Source organism: Streptomyces sp. JH14 (genome assembly GCF_029428675.1).
In the GTDB taxonomy this organism is placed as follows: domain Bacteria; phylum Actinomycetota; class Actinomycetes; order Streptomycetales; family Streptomycetaceae; genus Streptomyces.
Genome location: NZ_JAJNEL010000001.1, coordinates 6,249,521 through 6,265,566, shown reverse-complemented (window position 1 = coordinate 6,265,566; position 16,046 = coordinate 6,249,521). Strand labels below are relative to the sequence as shown.

Sequence of the window (16,046 nt, the reverse complement as noted above, 5' to 3'; positions counted from 1 at the left end):
TGTCTCGGTTTGATTTTCAAACCATACGCGTAGCGGCGGGGAGTCGGAGACAACCGGGCAGCTGGTCTGATCCTCAAGGGGCGGAAAAGGTGGTCCACTGCTCGACCGTGCGGAAGCCTATGGACTCGTACAGGCGCAGACCCGCCTCGGTGGCGTGAAGGTATGCGACTCTCGCACCCCTGGCTCGCCCTTCCCGCAGGATCCGCTCGGTCATCACCCGTGCGTAGCCGCGTCCGCGGAAGAGCGGAAGCGTGGAGATGTTGAACAGGCCCACGCAGTCCTGGAACACGGCTGCCGTACCGGTGGCCACCGCGGTCCCTTCGTCCTCGGCCAGGTACGCCGTCATGCCCGCCGCTGCCATCACCACCGGCGAGGCGACCTCGGTGAACACGTGCTGCGGCACCGCGAAACCGGCGGCGAGCGCGGCACTGAACACCTTGTGATCGTCCCCCGAGACCCGCCGCACCTTCACCGAGGCCCTGCGCGACGATGACACCGGCTCGTCGTTGCTGAATGATCTGAGCATGAACGGCTGCTGAGACCTCACGGTCAGCCCATGGCGTTCCGCGACCGATACGATGCCAGCGGTCGGCTCGCCACGTATCTGGATGCTCCACGGGACTGTGGTCAGTTCCCTGGCCGCCAGGGCGGCCAGTTCCTCGATGCCGTCGGCGCGGGGACGAGCAGCCACGTTGAGCACGCCGTTCAGCCCGGCCACAGGGGCCCCGGTGAAGGCCAGTACGGATCCCCCGTCCCCAAGTCGCCAGTGGCCACCGGGCGTGGCAGCAGCCAGCCCGGTCACGGCCTCGGCCCAACTGAGCGCGGCGCGTTCGGCGTCCTCGCCGGCTCCGCACTCCGTGCCTTCCTCTGGTGCGGTTTGCGCAGACATGGTGAGTGCAGGACACCCTTTCAGCTGACTCTGCCGTGTCAGGATTTGGCGAAGAGCCGATAGCGGGAGACCTCCGCGAAACCCATCCGTTCATAGACCGGCAGGCCCAGGCTGCTGGCCTGCAACGTGCCGATACTCAGCCCCTGCTCGTGTCCCGCCTGCAGAGCGGTCGCCGTGAGCTGCGTCCCTATCCCCCGGCCACGGTGTTCCTTGAGCGTGCTGACCACGTAGACACCGGCCACGCCCTGGCTGCTGTAGAGCGCCGCGGTGCCGACGATCCGGCCGTCGAGTCGGGCGGCGAACCGGATCAGCCTGCCAGGATTCTCCGGTCGCGCCGCCTCGATCCGAAGTATCTTCGCGGTCAGGTCGGTGTCCATGCCGAACGCCCAGGTCCAGCAGCGCACCCATTCCGCCAACTCGGCCGCGTCCTCGACGACGTTGACCTCCAGGCCGGGCATGGGGGACGGTCTGCGGACGCGGTCCAGGCGGATCGCCAGGACCGGCATCGAGCCGACCTGCGAGAACCGGTGGGACTCCAGATCCCCGACGACGCCCGGTCGGCTGTCAGGCCCGACCCACCAAAGCCACGGCAGACCGGAGAAGGTGGTTTCCGCCTCTTCCAGGGCACTTTTGAAACTGCCGCCGGAAAAGGTGACGACGCCGTTCAACTGGGCGTCGGCGACGCCGCTTCGGTACATGAAGAGGCCGCTGCGCCGTCTTCCTTCCGCTCCGTAACCGAGCCAGAACTCACGTGCGTTGGCAAGCTGCTGGGCAATGACTTTGGGATGCGTCAGTTCATCCATGGCATCTCTCCGCACCGGATCGATTCGATTACTTCTCTGCCTGCGCCAGCGGGTGAAGAACAGCGAAAACGACCTCACGGAACGAGTCGGGCCCGTCATACCAGTGGCTGCGAGACGCTGGCAGCGATCATCTTCGCGGGCACGCCGTGCTCAATGGAGCCGCGTCCCGTGTCCGGGCGCGGCTCCGCCCTCAGGAGGCGGAAAACCGGCTGATCGGATGCCGCCGCCTGCACCGCTGGACCCGCGGCTGCCGGCAAACTCCTCGCGAAGGCTGCTCGTCCAGACCAGCACGTAGAAACCTGTCAACAACAGCGCAAGGCCACACCGGCGGAAATCAGGGCATACTAGAGTTCGGTTTTCTGCCAGTCACCAGTCGGGCCTTCCTGCGGAAGATTGAGATTTCCGAGAAGAGTGGCCATGTAGCGACGCACGTCATTCCAGCTGTAAAAGGTGCCGACGCCTGTGATATTTACCGGCACCGTGGACGGGTTCTGGGTGACGGAATACCCGAATGCCGAGATCCGTTGCCAGCTGTTCTCGAGACGCTGCTGGAGCACAGGAAGGCCACTGCAGCGAGCGTCCCCGGAGCGCATGATGGCCGAGCCCACCCCGTAAACGTCGACGCACGATCAGAGCTGGCCGGACAGGCCAGGAGTCGATGCGTCGGCGGGTGGAGTCACTCAACGGCAGGCCGACGCGCCAGCGCCGACCTTGCGCGAGCCTGTCAGGCGGGGATCAGCGAGCGGGCGGCCCGGCTGAACGAGGCCACGGCCGTGTCGCCGTCGCCGAGATAGCCGGCCACCATGGCTCCGTCGCGGAGGGCCACCAGCACATCCGCCGCGTGGTCCGGGTCCGGGTGGCCGCCGGTGCGCAGTGCTTCCGCGATGGCGCCGTGGAACCAGGTCCGGTGGGTCAGCACTGCTTGGTGTACCGGGCTCTGCTTGTCCGGATATTCCGCTGCGGCGTTGATGAAGGGGCAGCCGCGGAACCCGGGAGCGCAGATTTCCTGGCCGATGCCGTCGATCAGCAGGCCCATCGCGTCCGCGGGAGCACCGGCGTGCGTCATACCGCTCTTCACCCTGTCCCGGATGCTCTGGTCCTCGGCCTGCAGGTATGAGGAGACCAGGTCCTCCTTGCTCGGGAAGTGGCGGTAGAAGGTGGCCCGCGTCACCTGTGCCTCTTCGATGACCCGGTCGACTCCCACGGCCCGGATCCCCTCGGTGTAGAACAGCCGGGCGGCCGCGGAGAGCAGACGGTCGCGCGCTGCGGACCGCTGGGGGGTTTTCTGGTGATCGCGTTCGGCTGGCACGCTCATATCGTAGGGACCCTCCTTCAGGCTCGGGCGACCGCCAGGTCACCGGCGGCTGTACCCGCCCCGTCACGGCCTCCCGGGGCGCTTGCCCAGGGATGGGCGGCCGGGAGGCTGTGACGGGCCCGGTGATCAGTGGACGGTGGTGTGCGCCGCGTCCTCGATCACGTGGGTGACGGTGCCGGGGTTGGTGAGCAGTACGTCGTGCGGCGCGTCGACCTCGCTCGTGTGGGAGTGGGCGCGCTGGGCCATGAAGCGCTCCGCGGCCGGCGGGATCAGGTGGTCGTCGCCGGCCACGAGGTACCAGGAGGGGATGGTCTTCCACGCCGGAGTCCCGGAGGGCTCGCCGAGCGCCTGGGGGGTGACGGGCCGCTGGGTCGCGGCGAGCACGGCGGCCTCCTGGGTGCTGAGACGGTTGCTGAGGAAGACGTCGCGGAACTTGTCCGGCTTGATGTAGAGGTCGACGTTCGTGGTGCCGTTCTGCGCGAAGGGCACCGGGCTCAGCGCCGTCGGGATGGAGGCGTTCGGGTCGTCGCTGATGTGGCTGCCGGGGAACTTCGCGGTCAGCGCGGAGGCGGTCTCGTCCTTGTCGGGCGCGAAGGCCGCCAGGTAGACGAGGGCGGTGACGTGCGAGTTGCCGGCGGCGGCCTGGGTGATCACCGAGCCGCCGTAGGAGTGGCCGACGAGCACGATCGGGCCGTTGACGGTCTTCAGGTAGTCGGCGAGGTAGGCGGCGTCGCTCGACAGGCCGCGCAGCGGGACCGCGGGAGCGGCGACCGGGTAGCCGTCGTTCTGCAGCCGCTCGGCCACGCCCTTCCAGCTGGAGGCGTCGGCCCAGGCGCCGTGCACGAGGACCACCGTCGGCTTGGGTGTCTGCGGGGTGGTGGCGTCGGCCGTCTGGGTGAGCACCCCGGTGGCCGCAAGGCCCGCTGCCGCAGTCGCGGCCGCCGCGATGGTGAAGGAACGACGGTTCATGACGTGAGTACTTCCTTGTGTGATTGAGGGGAGAGGCCGGGCAACTCCGGCCTCTGTGCTGGGGAACGCCGGGATGTCAGGTGAGCGGCGTTTTAAGGAGCAGTGCGCGGTTGAGGGCCCAGTCCATGGCGTAGTCGGCGACCTCCTGCCAGCCGTCCTGGCCGATCGTGAGGTGGGACCGGCCGGCGAACTCCTGGTAATCGGTGAGCGCCGCGGACTTGCGATACAGGCGGGCGTTGGCCCGGTTCACCTGGGGCGGCACGATGTGGTCCGCGCCGCCCGCGATGAACAGCAGCGGTGCGCGCCTGTCGTTGCGGAAGTCGATCCGGGTGACCGCCCGCGGATTGAAGTTCGCGAAGGCGCCCTGGAAGAGCACCCGGGCCGAACCGGGCACGTGGTAGCGGTCGTAGGCGGCCAGGGACTCCTCTTCGCTGAGGGTGTTGGCGAACGCGTAGTGGAACTGCCGGGGAGAAAGCCCCATCGCCTTGCCCTTGTTGGCCGGACTGCGCAGTACCGGCCAGGTGGAGCGGAGCGTGGACAGCGGCAGGGGCAGCACCCCCTTGACCGGCGCCGAGTCGATGGCCACGCCTGCGGCGCCCAGGCCGCGGTCGAGGAGCAGTTGGACGACGGCCCCGCCGAAGGAATGACCGATCAGGAGGGCGGGCCGGTCCAGGTTGCGCACGATGGCCTCGTAGTGGTTCACCACCTCTTCCAGGCCGATGCCGGCCATGGGCGAGGGGTCCAGCCTCAAGTCCTCGACCTCCCCCTCCACTCCGGGCCAGGCCGGAGCCAGTACCTGGAGCCCCTGGGCGGTGTAGTGCGCGACCCAGTGCTCCCAGCTGCGAGGAGTCACCCACAACCCGTGGATGAGCACCACCGCCGGGGCGTCGTGGGCATCGTTGATCATGTCGACTCCAAGAGGGAGAACGTTCTGTCTACCTAGGACACTAGGCAGGCGCGACGCCCCGAGTCAAGGCGAGTAAGGCAAATCTGGTTTGATTTTCCAACTGACTTCACGGACGGGTGCGTGGCCGAAGCTGTGCCCGCCGCCATGAACACATGAACACGAAGAGGAATCGCGACATGTCCGATCTCCTGGACCACGCACTCCCTGCCCACGGCGGTCTCGACCGCTGGCGCCGAGTCCGGTCGATTCACGTACGGGGCTCCGTGGGCGGGCTCCTGTGGGGCTCGCGCAGGCAGGAAGGGATCTTCGCCACCGCCGACTTCGCCCTCGACGTGCGCCGCCAGCACCTCGTGTACCACGATTTCACCGGACCCGGGCTGCGCGGGGTGTTCACTCCCGGCCGGGTGTGGATCGAGGATCGCGCAGGCAACGTGCTTACGCAGCGCCGTTCCCCACGCATGGCCTTCACCGGACACGGCCCCGACTCGCCGTGGGACGGACTGCACGCCTTGGACTGCACGCCTTGTACTTCGGGGGTTATGCCATGTGGAACTACCTGACCGCCCCCTTTCTGTTGACCATGCCCGGCGTGCAGGTGGAGGAGCTGGAGCCGTGGGAGGAGGCCGGCGAGAGACGGCGCCGGCTGCGCGCGGTGTTCCCCGAGGACATCGCCACGCACAGCAGGGAGCAGGTCTTCCACTTCGACTCCACCGGCCTGCTCCGTCGCCACGACTACGCCGCAGAGGTTCTCGGTGCTTCACCGGCCGCGCACTACAGCGACACCCACAAGGAGGTCTCCGGCCTGGTCTTCCCCACTCGCCGCCGCGTCGTCCCCGTCCGCGAGGACGGCCGCTCCGTACCGACGCCGCTTCTCGTCGCCATCGACCTGACGCAGATCACCGTCCACTGATCAAAGCCGGGACTTCCAGGTCCCCGGGAGTCCACCGAGCAGTCGCGCCGCATAGGCCCTCGGCGCTCGGGCCCTCGTGGCGCGGCGCCACGGGAAGCCGAGCATCCCGGACCGGCCGGCCGACACCTCCGTGGACGTACACCCGGCAGGCCCTGCGGATGCACGGCCTGGGCTGTCGGCCACCCCGCCCGCCCCGGCCGGCGACACCTCGGTCTCCGACCGCACCCTGACCCTCACGGGGCCGGGATCCGCGGTGGACCCGGGGCCGGCGCAGAGGCGTCGCGGAACGCCGGGCCGACAGCCGACCGCGGCGTACCGCCCGGACGGGCCACCATGACTGGGCAACCCGCCTGGCTTCCATGATTGACACTCAGGCCACCCAGGGCTAGCTTTCGCCTTACAAAGCCAGGTAGAAGGCGACACCGTGGGCCGGACCCGCAGGTACGAGCGGGAGGACTCCGCCGTCACGGCCACTGCGGACTTCGCACGGGAGGAGGTGTAGCACAGCCTCGCCGGGCTGGGTGCCGGGCGAGGAGCGCTACACCACGGTCGGCAGTGTGCACGGCGGCGGCTACGCCGCCCTGCCCGACTCGGCGGCCGGTCGCGCCGCCCGGCCGACCACACCGGGCACGGCGTACACGCTGCTCGACCCGGCCGTAAAGCCTCTGCGATCACGGTGGACACGGGCAAGATCCCCGCCCTCGTCAGCGGCGGACACCGAACCGCGCCCACCCGGGCGAAGCCGCACAACGTGGCGGACCGGCTACTCGCCCACGCCACGAGCAGTTGCCTGCCGTTCCCGGCCCCAGCCTCTCCGGGCTGAGACTCGCCGGCTTCCCTCGGCGTCCACGGCAGTCCGCGGCGCACGGCACGAACGGCCGCTTCCGGATCCTGGGGGTCATCCCGGACACAGGGACCGGTCAGTTGCATCGCGCCGCAGCCGAGGCGATGAGCAGGAAGACCGCCCCAAGACTCCCGACGCCTCGGCGGGGGGACTCTCAGGTGCCATGACTGGTGTGCCCTTCGACGTAGTGCCTCTGCTTGGCAGGGCAGGGCCTTGCGGACGCGTCGCGGGGATACTGACCGCACCCGCCCTCTTCTGACTTTAGCCCGCCATAGCCAGATGGCGCACACTGCCGACTACGGGAACACCAAGTACGAGGGGGCCTTTGAGGGGCTGCACGCGCCGACGGCGCCGCAGCTCACCACCGACAGGGGCAACACCGTGACCGCCTCGGGCCACACAGGCCGCGAGAAGAGTCCGGCTGGTCGCCCGCCGGCCGCCGACGGCCGTGCACACAGACCTCCCGCCGAGTCGGCACGCGAGGCGCGATTTGCATACTTGACTTCCAGGTCAGAAATCCTGTTAGGGTCCTCTCCATGGGAAGGCCCAAAGAGTTCGATCCGGACGCAGCCATCGAGCAGGCGATGCAGGTGTTTTGGAGCCAGGGATACGGCGCCACCACGCCTCAGCACCTTGCTGACTCCCTGGGTATCGGCAAGGGCAGTCTCTACAACGCCTTCGGCAGCAAACGCCAGCTGTTCGGCCTGGCGCTGCGCCGTTACCTGGAGATCCAGGCATCGACCGTGAAAGGCCTCTTGGAGGACTCCAGCCCGGTGAAGGAGCGCCTGCGCAGGGCGCTGCACGTCCTCGCCGAGACGGACCTCGCCGACCCCGGGCGCCGCGGCTGCCTGGCTATGAACAGCGCCGCCGAGTTCGGGGTCACGGATGAATCCGTGACGACCCAGATCCGGGGCCTGCTCGACCGCACGGAGGACGCCTTCCAGGCCCTGCTGGAAGAAGGCCAGCGCGCGGGAGAGATCAGCACCGAGCGTGACGCGAAGGCGCTGGCCAGCCTGCTGCTCAACACGGTGACCGGCATGCGGCTCATGGGCCGTGTCGAGCCGGGGCCCGACCGGCTCGCGAGAGTGATCGACACCACCATCGACCTGCTCTGACCACACCCGCGCGACAAGCGGCCGGGACGTGGTGCACCCATACCCACATTTTGTACCTAGAGTTCAAGAAAAGGATGTCCCATGGATCTGAAGCTCGCCTCCAAGACTGCCGTCGTCACCGGCGCCAGCCGCGGCATCGGACTGGCCACGGTCAAGGCACTCATCGCCGAGGGCGTCCGCGTCGTCGGCGCCTCCCGCACGATCACCACCGAACTGAAAGAGACGGGCGCCATCGGGGTGGCCGCCGACCTCTCCACCGCGGAGGGTGCGCACACCCTGGTCGAGCAGGCGCTGGCAGAGCTGGGCGGAATCGATCTGCTCGTCAACAATGTCGGCGGCGGCGACGACCTGGCCGTCCAGGGCTTCCTCGACACCGATGACGAGAAGTGGACGTCCATCCTCGACATCAACCTGCTCAGCACGGTCCGGGTCACCCGGGCCGCCCTGCCCAGCCTCGTGGAGCGCAAGGGCGCCATCGTGAACGTGTCCACGGTGGCCGCTCGTCTGCCGGGCCTCGGCCCGGTGGCCTATGCCGCCGCCAAGGCCGCGGTCACCGCGCTCGGCAAGACCCTCGCGGAGGAGTTCGGCCCGCAGGGCATCCGCGTCAACACCGTCTCCCCCGGCTTCGTCCGCAGCTCCATCTACGACGGCCCGGAGAAGTTCGGCGGCCAGATCGCGGCGGCCTTCGGCATGGACATCCCCACCTTCCTCAAGCAGGCGCCCGGAGCGCTGGGCATCACCACCGGCCGGTTCGTCGAGCCCGAAGAAATCGCGTCCGCCATCGCCTTCCTCCTGTCGGACGCCGCGGCCAGCATCACGGGTGCCGACTACCTGGTCGACGGCGGCCAGCACAAGGCGGTCTGACCGCCGCCCTCGCGGGCGGCCGACACATCGCCACCGTCCGCACGACCGGAAACGGGCGCTTTTGCCAGGAGCGTACGATTGACTTGGAGTCAGTCATTCGGTCGTGCGGACAGGCGCGACGACAGAAGGAGCGCCGATGGGAACCCCCGCCACCGCCAAGAGGAAACGGGTCGCCAAGCCGCCGGAGGAGCGCCGCAAGGACATCCTCGACGCCGCGGCCGAGGTGTTCGCCCGCAAAGGCATCGCCGACGCCAAGATCGAGGAGATCACGACCCTCGCCGAGGTCTCCAAAGGCACGTTCTACCTGTACTTCAAGACCAAGGACGAGGCGGCCGCGGCCCTGTGGGAACGCCACATGGACAACTTCGCCGGCGTCGGCGAGAAGATCCTCGGCGATACGGACGTGCCCCTGGGCAGGAGACTCGTGGACGTCCTGGAATCGCTCTGCCGGTTCGCACTCGACCACGCCGACCTCCACCAGGTCCTGTACGACGGGGCGGGCGCCCAGGAAGTGCACGCGGCCGCCAACGAACGTCTGATCGGCATGATCGCGGCTGCCGCGCAGGAGGGCGTCAAGAGCGGCGAAGTCACCTGCCAACAGCCGGACATGATGGCCCGGGCCCTTTTCCACGGGTTCTGCGGGGCCGTCACGGACGCGATCACCGGCTTCGCGCCCCTCTCCCACGAGGAAGTGGTGACGGCCTCGGGTCACATGACCCGTGCCGTGTTCGGGCTCAGGGAAACCGGGCGCGGATAACCGGGCACCCGGCGCCAGGGATGTAATCGGCTCCTCACTTGCGGGGGCGGCCGGCAGTCGTCTGCCGGCCGCCCCCGCAGGCGTTCGGCACGCCTTGCGCCTGCCGAGCCGTCCGGCTCGCCCACGGCCGGACGAGACCGTGACGTGCATCACGGCACTTTCCAGGATGGCGCGAATGACTGCCGGTCAGTCACTGCTAAGCTGACTTCACAACCTGCAAGTCAGCAGGCGTCGAAGCCGCCCTCTCGTGCGGCCTGTATCCCTGAGGTCACCATGTCCAACGCGAAGTACCCCGCCCCGCCGTTCGACCGCGAGCTCAAGCCCGTCCTCGACGTCGTTCTGCAGTCCTTCAACTCCTCCCTGTACCCCGAGGACATCCCGGCACTGCGGTCCGGCGGCTTCACGCCCGGCGTCGAGGAGCTCATCAAGGACCGCCCGATCGAGCACTTCGAGCGCACGATCCCCGGCCCCGAAGGCGCCCCGGACCTGCTGGTCTCCGTCTTCCGCCGCACCGACCACCGCACCCCCGGCCCGGGCTTCTTCTTCACCCACGTCGGCGGGCTGATCTTCGGCGACCGCTTCGTCGGGATCGCGCCGATCGTCGACTACGTCGAGCAGCTGGATGCCGTCGTCGTCACGGTGGAGTACCGGCTGGCCCCGGAGAACCCGGCTCCCGCCCAGGTCGAGGACTCCTACGCCGCTCTGAAGTGGACCGCGGAGCACGCCGAGGAGCTCGGCTTCGCCGCGGACAAGCTGATCGCGGTCGGCGGCAGCGCGGGCGGTGGCGTGGCGGCCGCCGTCACGCTCCTGGCCCGGGACAAGAACGGCCCTTCCCTGGCCGGCCAGCTGCTCATGTACCCGATGCTCGACGACCGCAACGACACGGTCTCCAGCCATCAGATCGACGGCATCGGCGTCTGGGACCGCAACAGCAACCTCACCGGCTGGAACGCCGTCCTGGGGGACCGCCGCGGCACCGACGACGTCTCCCCCTACGAGTCCCCGAGCCGGGCCACCGACCTCTCCAACCTGCCTCCCGCCTACATCGAGGTCGGCAGCGCGGAGGTCTTCCGTGACGAGAGCGCCGCGTACGCCTCGTCGATCTGGGCGGCCGGTGGTTCGGCCGAACTGCACGTCTGGGCGGGTGGTTTCCACCTCTACGAGCTCGTCGCCGCGGACACGGCCATCGGCGTCGCGTCCCGTGAGGCCCGCACCAACTGGGTGCGCCGCACGCTGGGCCTCTGAGCGGCTTCCGCTCCCTGCCACGGACGGGGAGGTGACGCCCAGGGCTCCAGTACGGCCGACCAGGGGGTCGGACAACGTCCCTTCGTGAACAGCGGACACCAGGTATGCATGCACCCGCTGCTCCAGGGACCGCGGTAGAAACGGAATCCGGGCGGGTTGCCGGGCTCAGCAGAGTCCGGCCACCCGCCCGGATTTCTGCTGCCTGCACAGGCAGCAGAAAGACGGCGGAGCAGGGTCGTCGCGGGGCGGACGGGGCTCCGAGCGATTCAATGCGAGATGTTGCCCGCCGCGCCGACGGCCCCGACCGGCTCCGGTCCGTCGGGACCGCGAGCCTGTAGCGGAAGGCAGACGATCAGTCCGCTGACCAGGCCCACCGCGCCGAACACCCACCACACGTGCTGGAAAGCACCGACAGCCTGTGCCGGCCCGGAATCCCCGACGACGGCGACGAACAGACTGATGCCGAGCACGGCACCCAGTTGCCGGAAACTCTGGCTCACGGCGGAACCCGTCCCGCTCCTGTGGTCGGGTAGTGACGCGACCGCGGCGCCGGCCTGGACGGGCAGCGTCAGGCCGATACCGGCACCGGTCAGCAGCACGGCGGGCAGCCAGTGCGTGGCCCAGTGGGGCGAGGCGCCGACTCCGACCGCGAGAAGCACGGCCCCGGCCATCCAGGTCACACCACCGAGAAGAAGAACGGGCCGGAACCCGATCCGCGCCGCCAGGCCGCTGGTCGGACGGGCGATGAACGCCACGAGCAGCGGCCCCGGAGCGCCGGCCAGAGCAGCCCGCAGAACCGAATACCCCCAGACCTGCTGCAAGAAGATGACGTTGCTCAGCAGCATCCCGAAGAATGACACGGAGAACAGCAGCATCGCCAGGTTCATCAGGCTGAACTGCCGGTCGCGGAACAGCGACAGATCGATCACCGGCTGGGCCGCCGTCGCCGAGCGCCACAGCAGCAGCGGGGTCAGCACGACGGCCCCCACGAACGCGGCGATGACGACGGCCGAACTCCAGCCCCGGGTGGGGCCCTCGATGACGGCGTAGCTCAAAGCAGCGGGAACCGCGGCCACCAGCACCACAGCAACCGGATCGGGGATCCCCCCGGCGTGCGGATCGCGGGACTCGCGCAGGATCCGCTCGCCGAAAACGATCATGACCGCGCAGATCGGCACGTTGACCAGGAAAATCCAGCGCCAGGACGCGTACTGCGTGAGGAGTGCGCCGAGCGTCGGCCCGCAGGCCGCAGCGGCGGCACCCATGGCCCCCCAGGTGCCGACCGCGACATGCCGCCGGGCTCCAGGGAACTCCGGCAGGACCAGGGCCAACGACGTGGGGACGACAAGGGCCTCGAACACCGCCTGAAGCGCCCGTCCGGCGATGAGCACACCGGGCGTGGGGGCGAGCCCGCACAGCGCGCTCATGAGGGCGAACCCGCCGAGACCGATCAGGAAGATCTTCTTGCGGCCGTAGCGGTCCGCCAGACGGCCGGCGGGGACGAGGATCGCCGCGAAGGCCAGGCTGTAGGCGCTGAGGACCCACGCCAGCTTGCTCGCGGTGGTGTCGAAACTGCGGCTGATCGTCTCGAAGGCCACGTTGACGATCGTGGTGTCCAGGAAGACGACGAACACGCCGAAGCTGCTGAGCGCGAGGATGCGCAACGGGCTGTGCCCCCGGCGGGCGCGGACCGCGGCGGATCGCCGTGCCGGGACAGCGAAGTGGCGGGTTCCGGTGCGGACATGTCGTCCCCCTGGGTTCGAAGAACCTACTCCGCGGCCAGGGCTCCGGAGGCGGACCAGATCCGCACCGCCCTGGCGCGCCGTTCGGGGGCCGTGGCCGCAAGCAACAGGCCCAGGCTGGCCGGGGTCAGCGCCGCCGCTCCCACTGACTGCAAGCCCCGGAAGAGGACCAGAGCCCACAGTCCGGGGCTGGCCGCACACGCGGCGCTGGCCGAGGTGAACAACGTCAGGCCCAGCAGCAAGCCGCGCTTGGCGCCGTAGCGGTCGGCCAGGCTGCCCAGCGGCACCAGCAGCGCGGCGTAGGCGATGGCATAGGCGTTCAGGATCCAGCTCATGTCCGCCAGGGAGGCGCCGGGGAAGTCATGGCCGATGTCGTCGAGAGCCACGTTCACGATGAACACGTCCAGGCCTGCCATGAAGCCGGACGCACACAGCACGGTCAGTACGATGCCCGGTCGCTGCCGCGCCGGCCGGGTGTCGGCTCCACGGCCACCTGACTTGAGAATGCCATAGTCAGAACGTTACCTTTCCCGGCTGGCTATGTAAAATTGCAGCCAGAGGAGGTGGTCATGGAATCGACGCACATGACCTTGGTGGGTGAATTGGCCGACCGGACAACGTGGACTGCTGACGACTGCTCCATCGACGGGACGATGCGCGTTCTCGGAACCCGGTCCGCCATGCTCATCATGCGCGAGGCGCACTACGGGACCACCCGGTACGACGACTTCGTACAACGCGTCGGCATCACGGAGGCCGTCGCCGCGGCACGCCTGCGGGAACTGGTGGCCGCGGGGCTTCTGGAGCGCCGCCCCTACCAGGAGCCCGGACAGCGCACCCGGCATGAATACGTGCTGACCCCGGCCGGCGTGGACTTCCAGCCGGTTCTGGTCGCGCTCATGCAGTGGGGGGACCAGCACGTGCCCCGGTCCTCGGGGCCCCCGCTGACTCTGCACCACACGGACTGCGACGAGCCGGTGGCCGCACGGCTGATGTGCGCCGCGGGGCATGAGGTGAAACCCGAGGAGGTCACGGTGCGGTCGACCCGGCTTTAGGGCCCCTCGGGCCCTTCCGACCGGTCTGCCGCGCATCGGCGGCAGATCCGCTGCGCATGGCCGAAAAGGCTCCGGAACGGCATCAGATTCATCGCGGCACGGGGCCGGATCGCGAGCCCCGCCCGGGGCGATGGGGAAGGCCGCCGTACCCGCGCCGGCGGCGCCACCCTCACGCCTCGGCCACCACCTCGTCCAGTCGTCCTCGCATGTCCCAGCCGGGCACCAGCATTTCCTCGGTGAGGTCGGCGTCGTCGACCTTCTCGCCGCAGGCGGAGCAGTGGCTCTCCAGCTCCAGCGGGTGATCGTGGTGGGCCAGGCGCATCGGAGGGGTGGTCACGGCCCACTTGTCGCCCCAGGCGAGCAGTGCCCGCAGGACGTGGCGAAGGTCCTCGCCGGCCTCGGTGAGGTAGTAGCCCTCGTGGCGGGCGCCCTCGCTTACGGGGCGGCGTTCGAGCACCCCCGCCTCGACCAGGTCGCGGAGCCGTGCTGTCAGCCGGTCACGCGGGGCGCCCGTGTTGCGGGCGATCTGGCTGAACTGGTGATTACCGAAGATCACTTCCCGGATCACCAGCATCGACCAGCGGTCGCCGATCAGCTGCACGGACGCCGCGACGGCGCACGGCCGGCCGGCAACGGTCTGGGGATCACGTCGGGCAACCATGCCTCCATACTGCCACGCTATTCGGTTTGGAGGCCAAACTGAAAAGGGTCTGTTTGATCCGCCCATCCTCAGGCTGGGACGATGCGGCGGCTGCCCGCGGTGCTCCGGAAGCGGGCACGGTAGGCCGTCGGTGAGACGCCGAGGGTGTGCTGGAAGACCCGGCGCAGGGACTCCGAGGAACCGAACCCCGCCTGCTGCGCCACTTCTTCCACCGTACCGCTGCCGTTCTCCAGAAGGGCCTGAGCGGCCTCCACCCTGATGGATTCGACGTACTGCCCGGGCGGCATGCCGATCTCGGTGCGGAAGAGCCGTCCCAGATGCCGGGTACTCACCCCACCGACGGCGGCCAGGGAATCGAGGGTGTGCTCGGCCGCAGGGTCGGCGCCCACATGGTCCATCACCCGTCGCACCGCCAGGTGCCGGGGCTGGCCGGGAGCCATGCGGGCGCTGAACTGCGCCTGCCCGCCGGGCCTGGCCATGAAGACGACCAGTTGTCGGGCCACGCTGCGCGCCACCTCGGCCCCCCAGTCCTCCTCGACCAGGGCCAGCGCGAGGTCGATGCCCGCCGTGACGCCGGCCGACGTGACCACGTGGCCGTCCCGGACGAAAACAGGATCGCTTTCCACCCGGACCTGGGGGAAGGCGGCCGCCAGGTCCGGTGCGAGCTCCCAGTGCGTCGCGGCGCGCCGGCCGTCCAGCGTGCCGGTCGCGGCCAGGACGAACGCTCCCGCGCACACGGAGGCGACGCGCGCGGCCCGGCCGGTCAGGTGCGTGATGGAATCGACCAGGTCCGTGTCGCCGACAGCGGCCCGCCAGTCGCTGCGTCCGGGCACCAGCAGAGTGCCGATCCGGCGGGGAAGCGAGGAGAGCGGGCCGTTGACGCCGACCACCAGACCCGAGGAGGTGACAACGTCGGCACCGGTGGGTGAGACGACGCGGACGTCGTAGTGCGCGCCGTAGCGATTGGCGGTCGTGAAGACCTCGACCGGGCCGGTGACGTCGAGGAGCTGGACCGCGTCGAAGACGACGACGGCCACCGTGTGACGGTGGTGGGACACCGGGGGACCTACTCCTTCCACGGGGACTCAAGGATCGTACGAACGAAGTCGCCGCGCTGGAAGCCGGGGACGAAGTGCTCCAGGACGTCCGCCTTAACGTTGCCGAAGGTCGTGTCCGGCTTCGGGCGGATGCCGTCGGTGAACGCCTCCAGGATCCGGCGCTTGAAGTCTGGGCGCGGGTGCAGGGCCACGATCTCGGCCCGGTCGGCCTCCGGGATCGCACCGTAGCCGATGCCCAGGACGTCGTACTCCACCCCGGCGGTGACCAGGGCCACCTCCGGTTCCATGAACTGCGGGATCCCGGGCGTGGTGTGCAGGGCGATCGCCGTCCAGACGCGGCGAATGCTGTCTTCCGGGATCCCGTGCGCCGTGAGGAACCGCTTCGCCTCCTCCGCGCTGTCCACCTCGAAGCGGCGGCCACTGCCGTGGAAGGCCTCGCTGAGGCCCACGTCGTGGAACATGGCGCCGATGTAGAGCAGCTCCGGGTCGAAGCTGAGATCGCGGTTGCGTCCCTGCAGGCTGCCGAAGAAGTACACCCGGCGTGAGTGGTGGTAGATGAGCTCGCTCGTAGTGTCCCGGATCAGCTCCGTCGCCTCGCGGGCCAGTTTCGTCCCCGGCACGTCCACGTCCGCCACCCCGGCGCCATTGATTCCCATGGTGTCAGCCTTCCTGATGTGCGGTCACCGTCCACTCGGCGACGCCACCTTCAGCCTGGCGCCGACGGCCCTCGCCGCGCCATGGCGATATGGACAGCCATCCCATAGATACGGACATGCCGAAGGGGGCCTGTTCGGCGAACGGGCGCTCCAACCCCACCTCCCTGGGACAGCTCTGTGACTCCTCCTCGGCGCGCTGGCCCAAGCGCTTGGCGCCCTTCACCTGGGGCAGACTGTCCGCTGATCGCGTGCCAAA

17 protein-coding genes are annotated in these 16,046 nt (G+C 69.2%); 6 read left to right on the top strand and 11 right to left on the bottom strand.

Translation table 11 applies throughout. From position 1 onward, the window contains the following. Positions 1–73: 73 nt before the first annotated feature. The 6 genes from LRD69_RS28255 to LRD69_RS28230 all read right to left on the bottom strand — a co-directional run bounded on the left by LRD69_RS28255 (position 74) and on the right by LRD69_RS28230 (position 4,883). Positions 74–889, bottom strand: a complete 816-nt coding sequence (locus LRD69_RS28255) for a GNAT family N-acetyltransferase (RefSeq protein WP_277329359.1) — start codon at positions 887–889, stop codon at positions 74–76. Positions 890–927: 38 nt separating this feature from the next. After that, positions 928–1,692, bottom strand: coding sequence for a GNAT family N-acetyltransferase (locus LRD69_RS28250; protein ID WP_277329358.1), 765 nt, complete (start codon positions 1,690–1,692; stop codon positions 928–930). Between the two features lie 344 nt (positions 1,693–2,036). Further along, a complete protein-coding gene (locus LRD69_RS28245; RefSeq protein WP_277329357.1) occupies positions 2,037–2,300 on the bottom strand; it encodes a hypothetical protein in 264 nt (87 codons plus the stop codon). Between the two features lie 116 nt (positions 2,301–2,416). Then, positions 2,417–3,007 (bottom strand): TetR/AcrR family transcriptional regulator, encoded by a 591-nt coding sequence (locus LRD69_RS28240; protein WP_277329356.1) that lies wholly within the window; start codon positions 3,005–3,007, stop codon positions 2,417–2,419. A gap of 126 nt (positions 3,008–3,133) precedes the next feature. Then, positions 3,134–3,976 carry an alpha/beta hydrolase gene (locus LRD69_RS28235; protein ID WP_277329355.1) on the bottom strand — a complete coding sequence of 281 codons (843 nt, stop codon included), beginning with the start codon at positions 3,974–3,976 and terminating at the stop codon, positions 3,134–3,136. 76 nt (positions 3,977–4,052) lie between these two features. Further along, positions 4,053–4,883: an alpha/beta hydrolase gene (locus tag LRD69_RS28230; protein ID WP_277329354.1), complete on the bottom strand. Its 831-nt coding sequence runs from the start codon at positions 4,881–4,883 to the stop codon at positions 4,053–4,055. Between the two features lie 544 nt (positions 4,884–5,427). Here LRD69_RS28230 and LRD69_RS28225 point away from each other — a divergent pair. From LRD69_RS28225 to LRD69_RS28205, 5 genes are all read left to right on the top strand, one after another. Continuing rightward, positions 5,428–5,793, top strand: a complete 366-nt coding sequence (locus LRD69_RS28225; RefSeq protein WP_277329353.1) for a hypothetical protein — start codon at positions 5,428–5,430, stop codon at positions 5,791–5,793. Between the two features lie 1,380 nt (positions 5,794–7,173). Continuing rightward, positions 7,174–7,752: a TetR/AcrR family transcriptional regulator gene (locus LRD69_RS28220; RefSeq protein WP_277329352.1), complete on the top strand. Its 579-nt coding sequence runs from the start codon at positions 7,174–7,176 to the stop codon at positions 7,750–7,752. An 81-nt stretch (positions 7,753–7,833) separates the two neighbouring features. Beyond that, positions 7,834–8,616: an oxidoreductase gene (locus LRD69_RS28215; protein WP_277329351.1), complete on the top strand. Its 783-nt coding sequence runs from the start codon at positions 7,834–7,836 to the stop codon at positions 8,614–8,616. 136 nt (positions 8,617–8,752) lie between these two features. Next, positions 8,753–9,373, top strand: coding sequence for a TetR/AcrR family transcriptional regulator (locus LRD69_RS28210; protein ID WP_277329350.1), 621 nt, complete (start codon positions 8,753–8,755; stop codon positions 9,371–9,373). A gap of 273 nt (positions 9,374–9,646) precedes the next feature. Continuing rightward, the gene (locus tag LRD69_RS28205; protein WP_277329349.1) at positions 9,647–10,618 is read left to right on the top strand and encodes an alpha/beta hydrolase fold domain-containing protein; all 972 of its coding nucleotides are present in this window, start codon (positions 9,647–9,649) and stop codon (positions 10,616–10,618) included. 266 nt (positions 10,619–10,884) lie between these two features. Here LRD69_RS28205 and LRD69_RS28200 read toward each other — a convergent pair whose 3' ends face one another. Together LRD69_RS28200 and LRD69_RS28195 are read right to left on the bottom strand one after the other, a co-directional pair. Beyond that, positions 10,885–12,282: an MFS transporter gene (locus LRD69_RS28200; protein ID WP_277329348.1), complete on the bottom strand. Its 1,398-nt coding sequence runs from the start codon at positions 12,280–12,282 to the stop codon at positions 10,885–10,887. Between the two features lie 104 nt (positions 12,283–12,386). Beyond that, positions 12,387–12,797: an MFS transporter gene (locus LRD69_RS28195; protein ID WP_277329347.1), complete on the bottom strand. Its 411-nt coding sequence runs from the start codon at positions 12,795–12,797 to the stop codon at positions 12,387–12,389. A 132-nt stretch (positions 12,798–12,929) separates the two neighbouring features. Here LRD69_RS28195 and LRD69_RS28190 point away from each other — a divergent pair, with 132 nt between their 5' ends. Next, the gene (locus LRD69_RS28190) at positions 12,930–13,415 is read left to right on the top strand and encodes a helix-turn-helix domain-containing protein (RefSeq protein ID WP_277329346.1); all 486 of its coding nucleotides are present in this window, start codon (positions 12,930–12,932) and stop codon (positions 13,413–13,415) included. Positions 13,416–13,584: 169 nt separating this feature from the next. On the opposite strand, the gene LRD69_RS28185 is transcribed toward LRD69_RS28190, so the two are convergent. The 3 genes from LRD69_RS28185 to LRD69_RS28175 all read right to left on the bottom strand — a co-directional run bounded on the left by LRD69_RS28185 (position 13,585) and on the right by LRD69_RS28175 (position 15,790). After that, the gene (locus LRD69_RS28185; RefSeq protein ID WP_277329345.1) at positions 13,585–14,076 is read right to left on the bottom strand and encodes a helix-turn-helix domain-containing protein; all 492 of its coding nucleotides are present in this window, start codon (positions 14,074–14,076) and stop codon (positions 13,585–13,587) included. 68 nt (positions 14,077–14,144) lie between these two features. Next, entirely contained in the window at positions 14,145–15,134 is a 990-nt protein-coding gene (locus tag LRD69_RS28180; protein WP_277329344.1) for a GlxA family transcriptional regulator, read from the bottom strand. 8 nt (positions 15,135–15,142) lie between these two features. Next, positions 15,143–15,790 carry an HD domain-containing protein gene (locus LRD69_RS28175; protein WP_277329343.1) on the bottom strand — a complete coding sequence of 216 codons (648 nt, stop codon included), beginning with the start codon at positions 15,788–15,790 and terminating at the stop codon, positions 15,143–15,145. Positions 15,791–16,046 lie beyond the last annotated feature (256 nt).

Excerpts from the sequence above, each read along its gene's own strand:
- LRD69_RS28255 (WP_277329359.1), bottom strand. The coding sequence starts at position 889 with ATGTCTGCGCAAACCGCACCAGAGGAAGGCACGGAGTGCGGAGCCGGC.
- LRD69_RS28250 (WP_277329358.1), bottom strand. The coding sequence starts at position 1,692 with ATGGATGAACTGACGCATCCCAAAGTCATTGCCCAGCAGCTTGCCAAC.
- LRD69_RS28240 (WP_277329356.1), bottom strand. The coding sequence starts at position 3,007 with ATGAGCGTGCCAGCCGAACGCGATCACCAGAAAACCCCCCAGCGGTCC.
- LRD69_RS28235 (WP_277329355.1), bottom strand. The coding sequence starts at position 3,976 with ATGAACCGTCGTTCCTTCACCATCGCGGCGGCCGCGACTGCGGCAGCG.
- LRD69_RS28230 (WP_277329354.1), bottom strand. The coding sequence starts at position 4,883 with ATGATCAACGATGCCCACGACGCCCCGGCGGTGGTGCTCATCCACGGG.
- LRD69_RS28225 (WP_277329353.1), top strand. The coding sequence starts at position 5,428 with ATGTGGAACTACCTGACCGCCCCCTTTCTGTTGACCATGCCCGGCGTG.
- LRD69_RS28220 (WP_277329352.1), top strand. The coding sequence starts at position 7,174 with ATGGGAAGGCCCAAAGAGTTCGATCCGGACGCAGCCATCGAGCAGGCG.
- LRD69_RS28215 (WP_277329351.1), top strand. The coding sequence starts at position 7,834 with ATGGATCTGAAGCTCGCCTCCAAGACTGCCGTCGTCACCGGCGCCAGC.
- LRD69_RS28210 (WP_277329350.1), top strand. The coding sequence starts at position 8,753 with ATGGGAACCCCCGCCACCGCCAAGAGGAAACGGGTCGCCAAGCCGCCG.
- LRD69_RS28205 (WP_277329349.1), top strand. The coding sequence starts at position 9,647 with ATGTCCAACGCGAAGTACCCCGCCCCGCCGTTCGACCGCGAGCTCAAG.
- LRD69_RS28190 (WP_277329346.1), top strand. The coding sequence starts at position 12,930 with ATGGAATCGACGCACATGACCTTGGTGGGTGAATTGGCCGACCGGACA.
- LRD69_RS28185 (WP_277329345.1), bottom strand. The coding sequence starts at position 14,076 with ATGGTTGCCCGACGTGATCCCCAGACCGTTGCCGGCCGGCCGTGCGCC.
- LRD69_RS28175 (WP_277329343.1), bottom strand. The coding sequence starts at position 15,790 with ATGGGAATCAATGGCGCCGGGGTGGCGGACGTGGACGTGCCGGGGACG.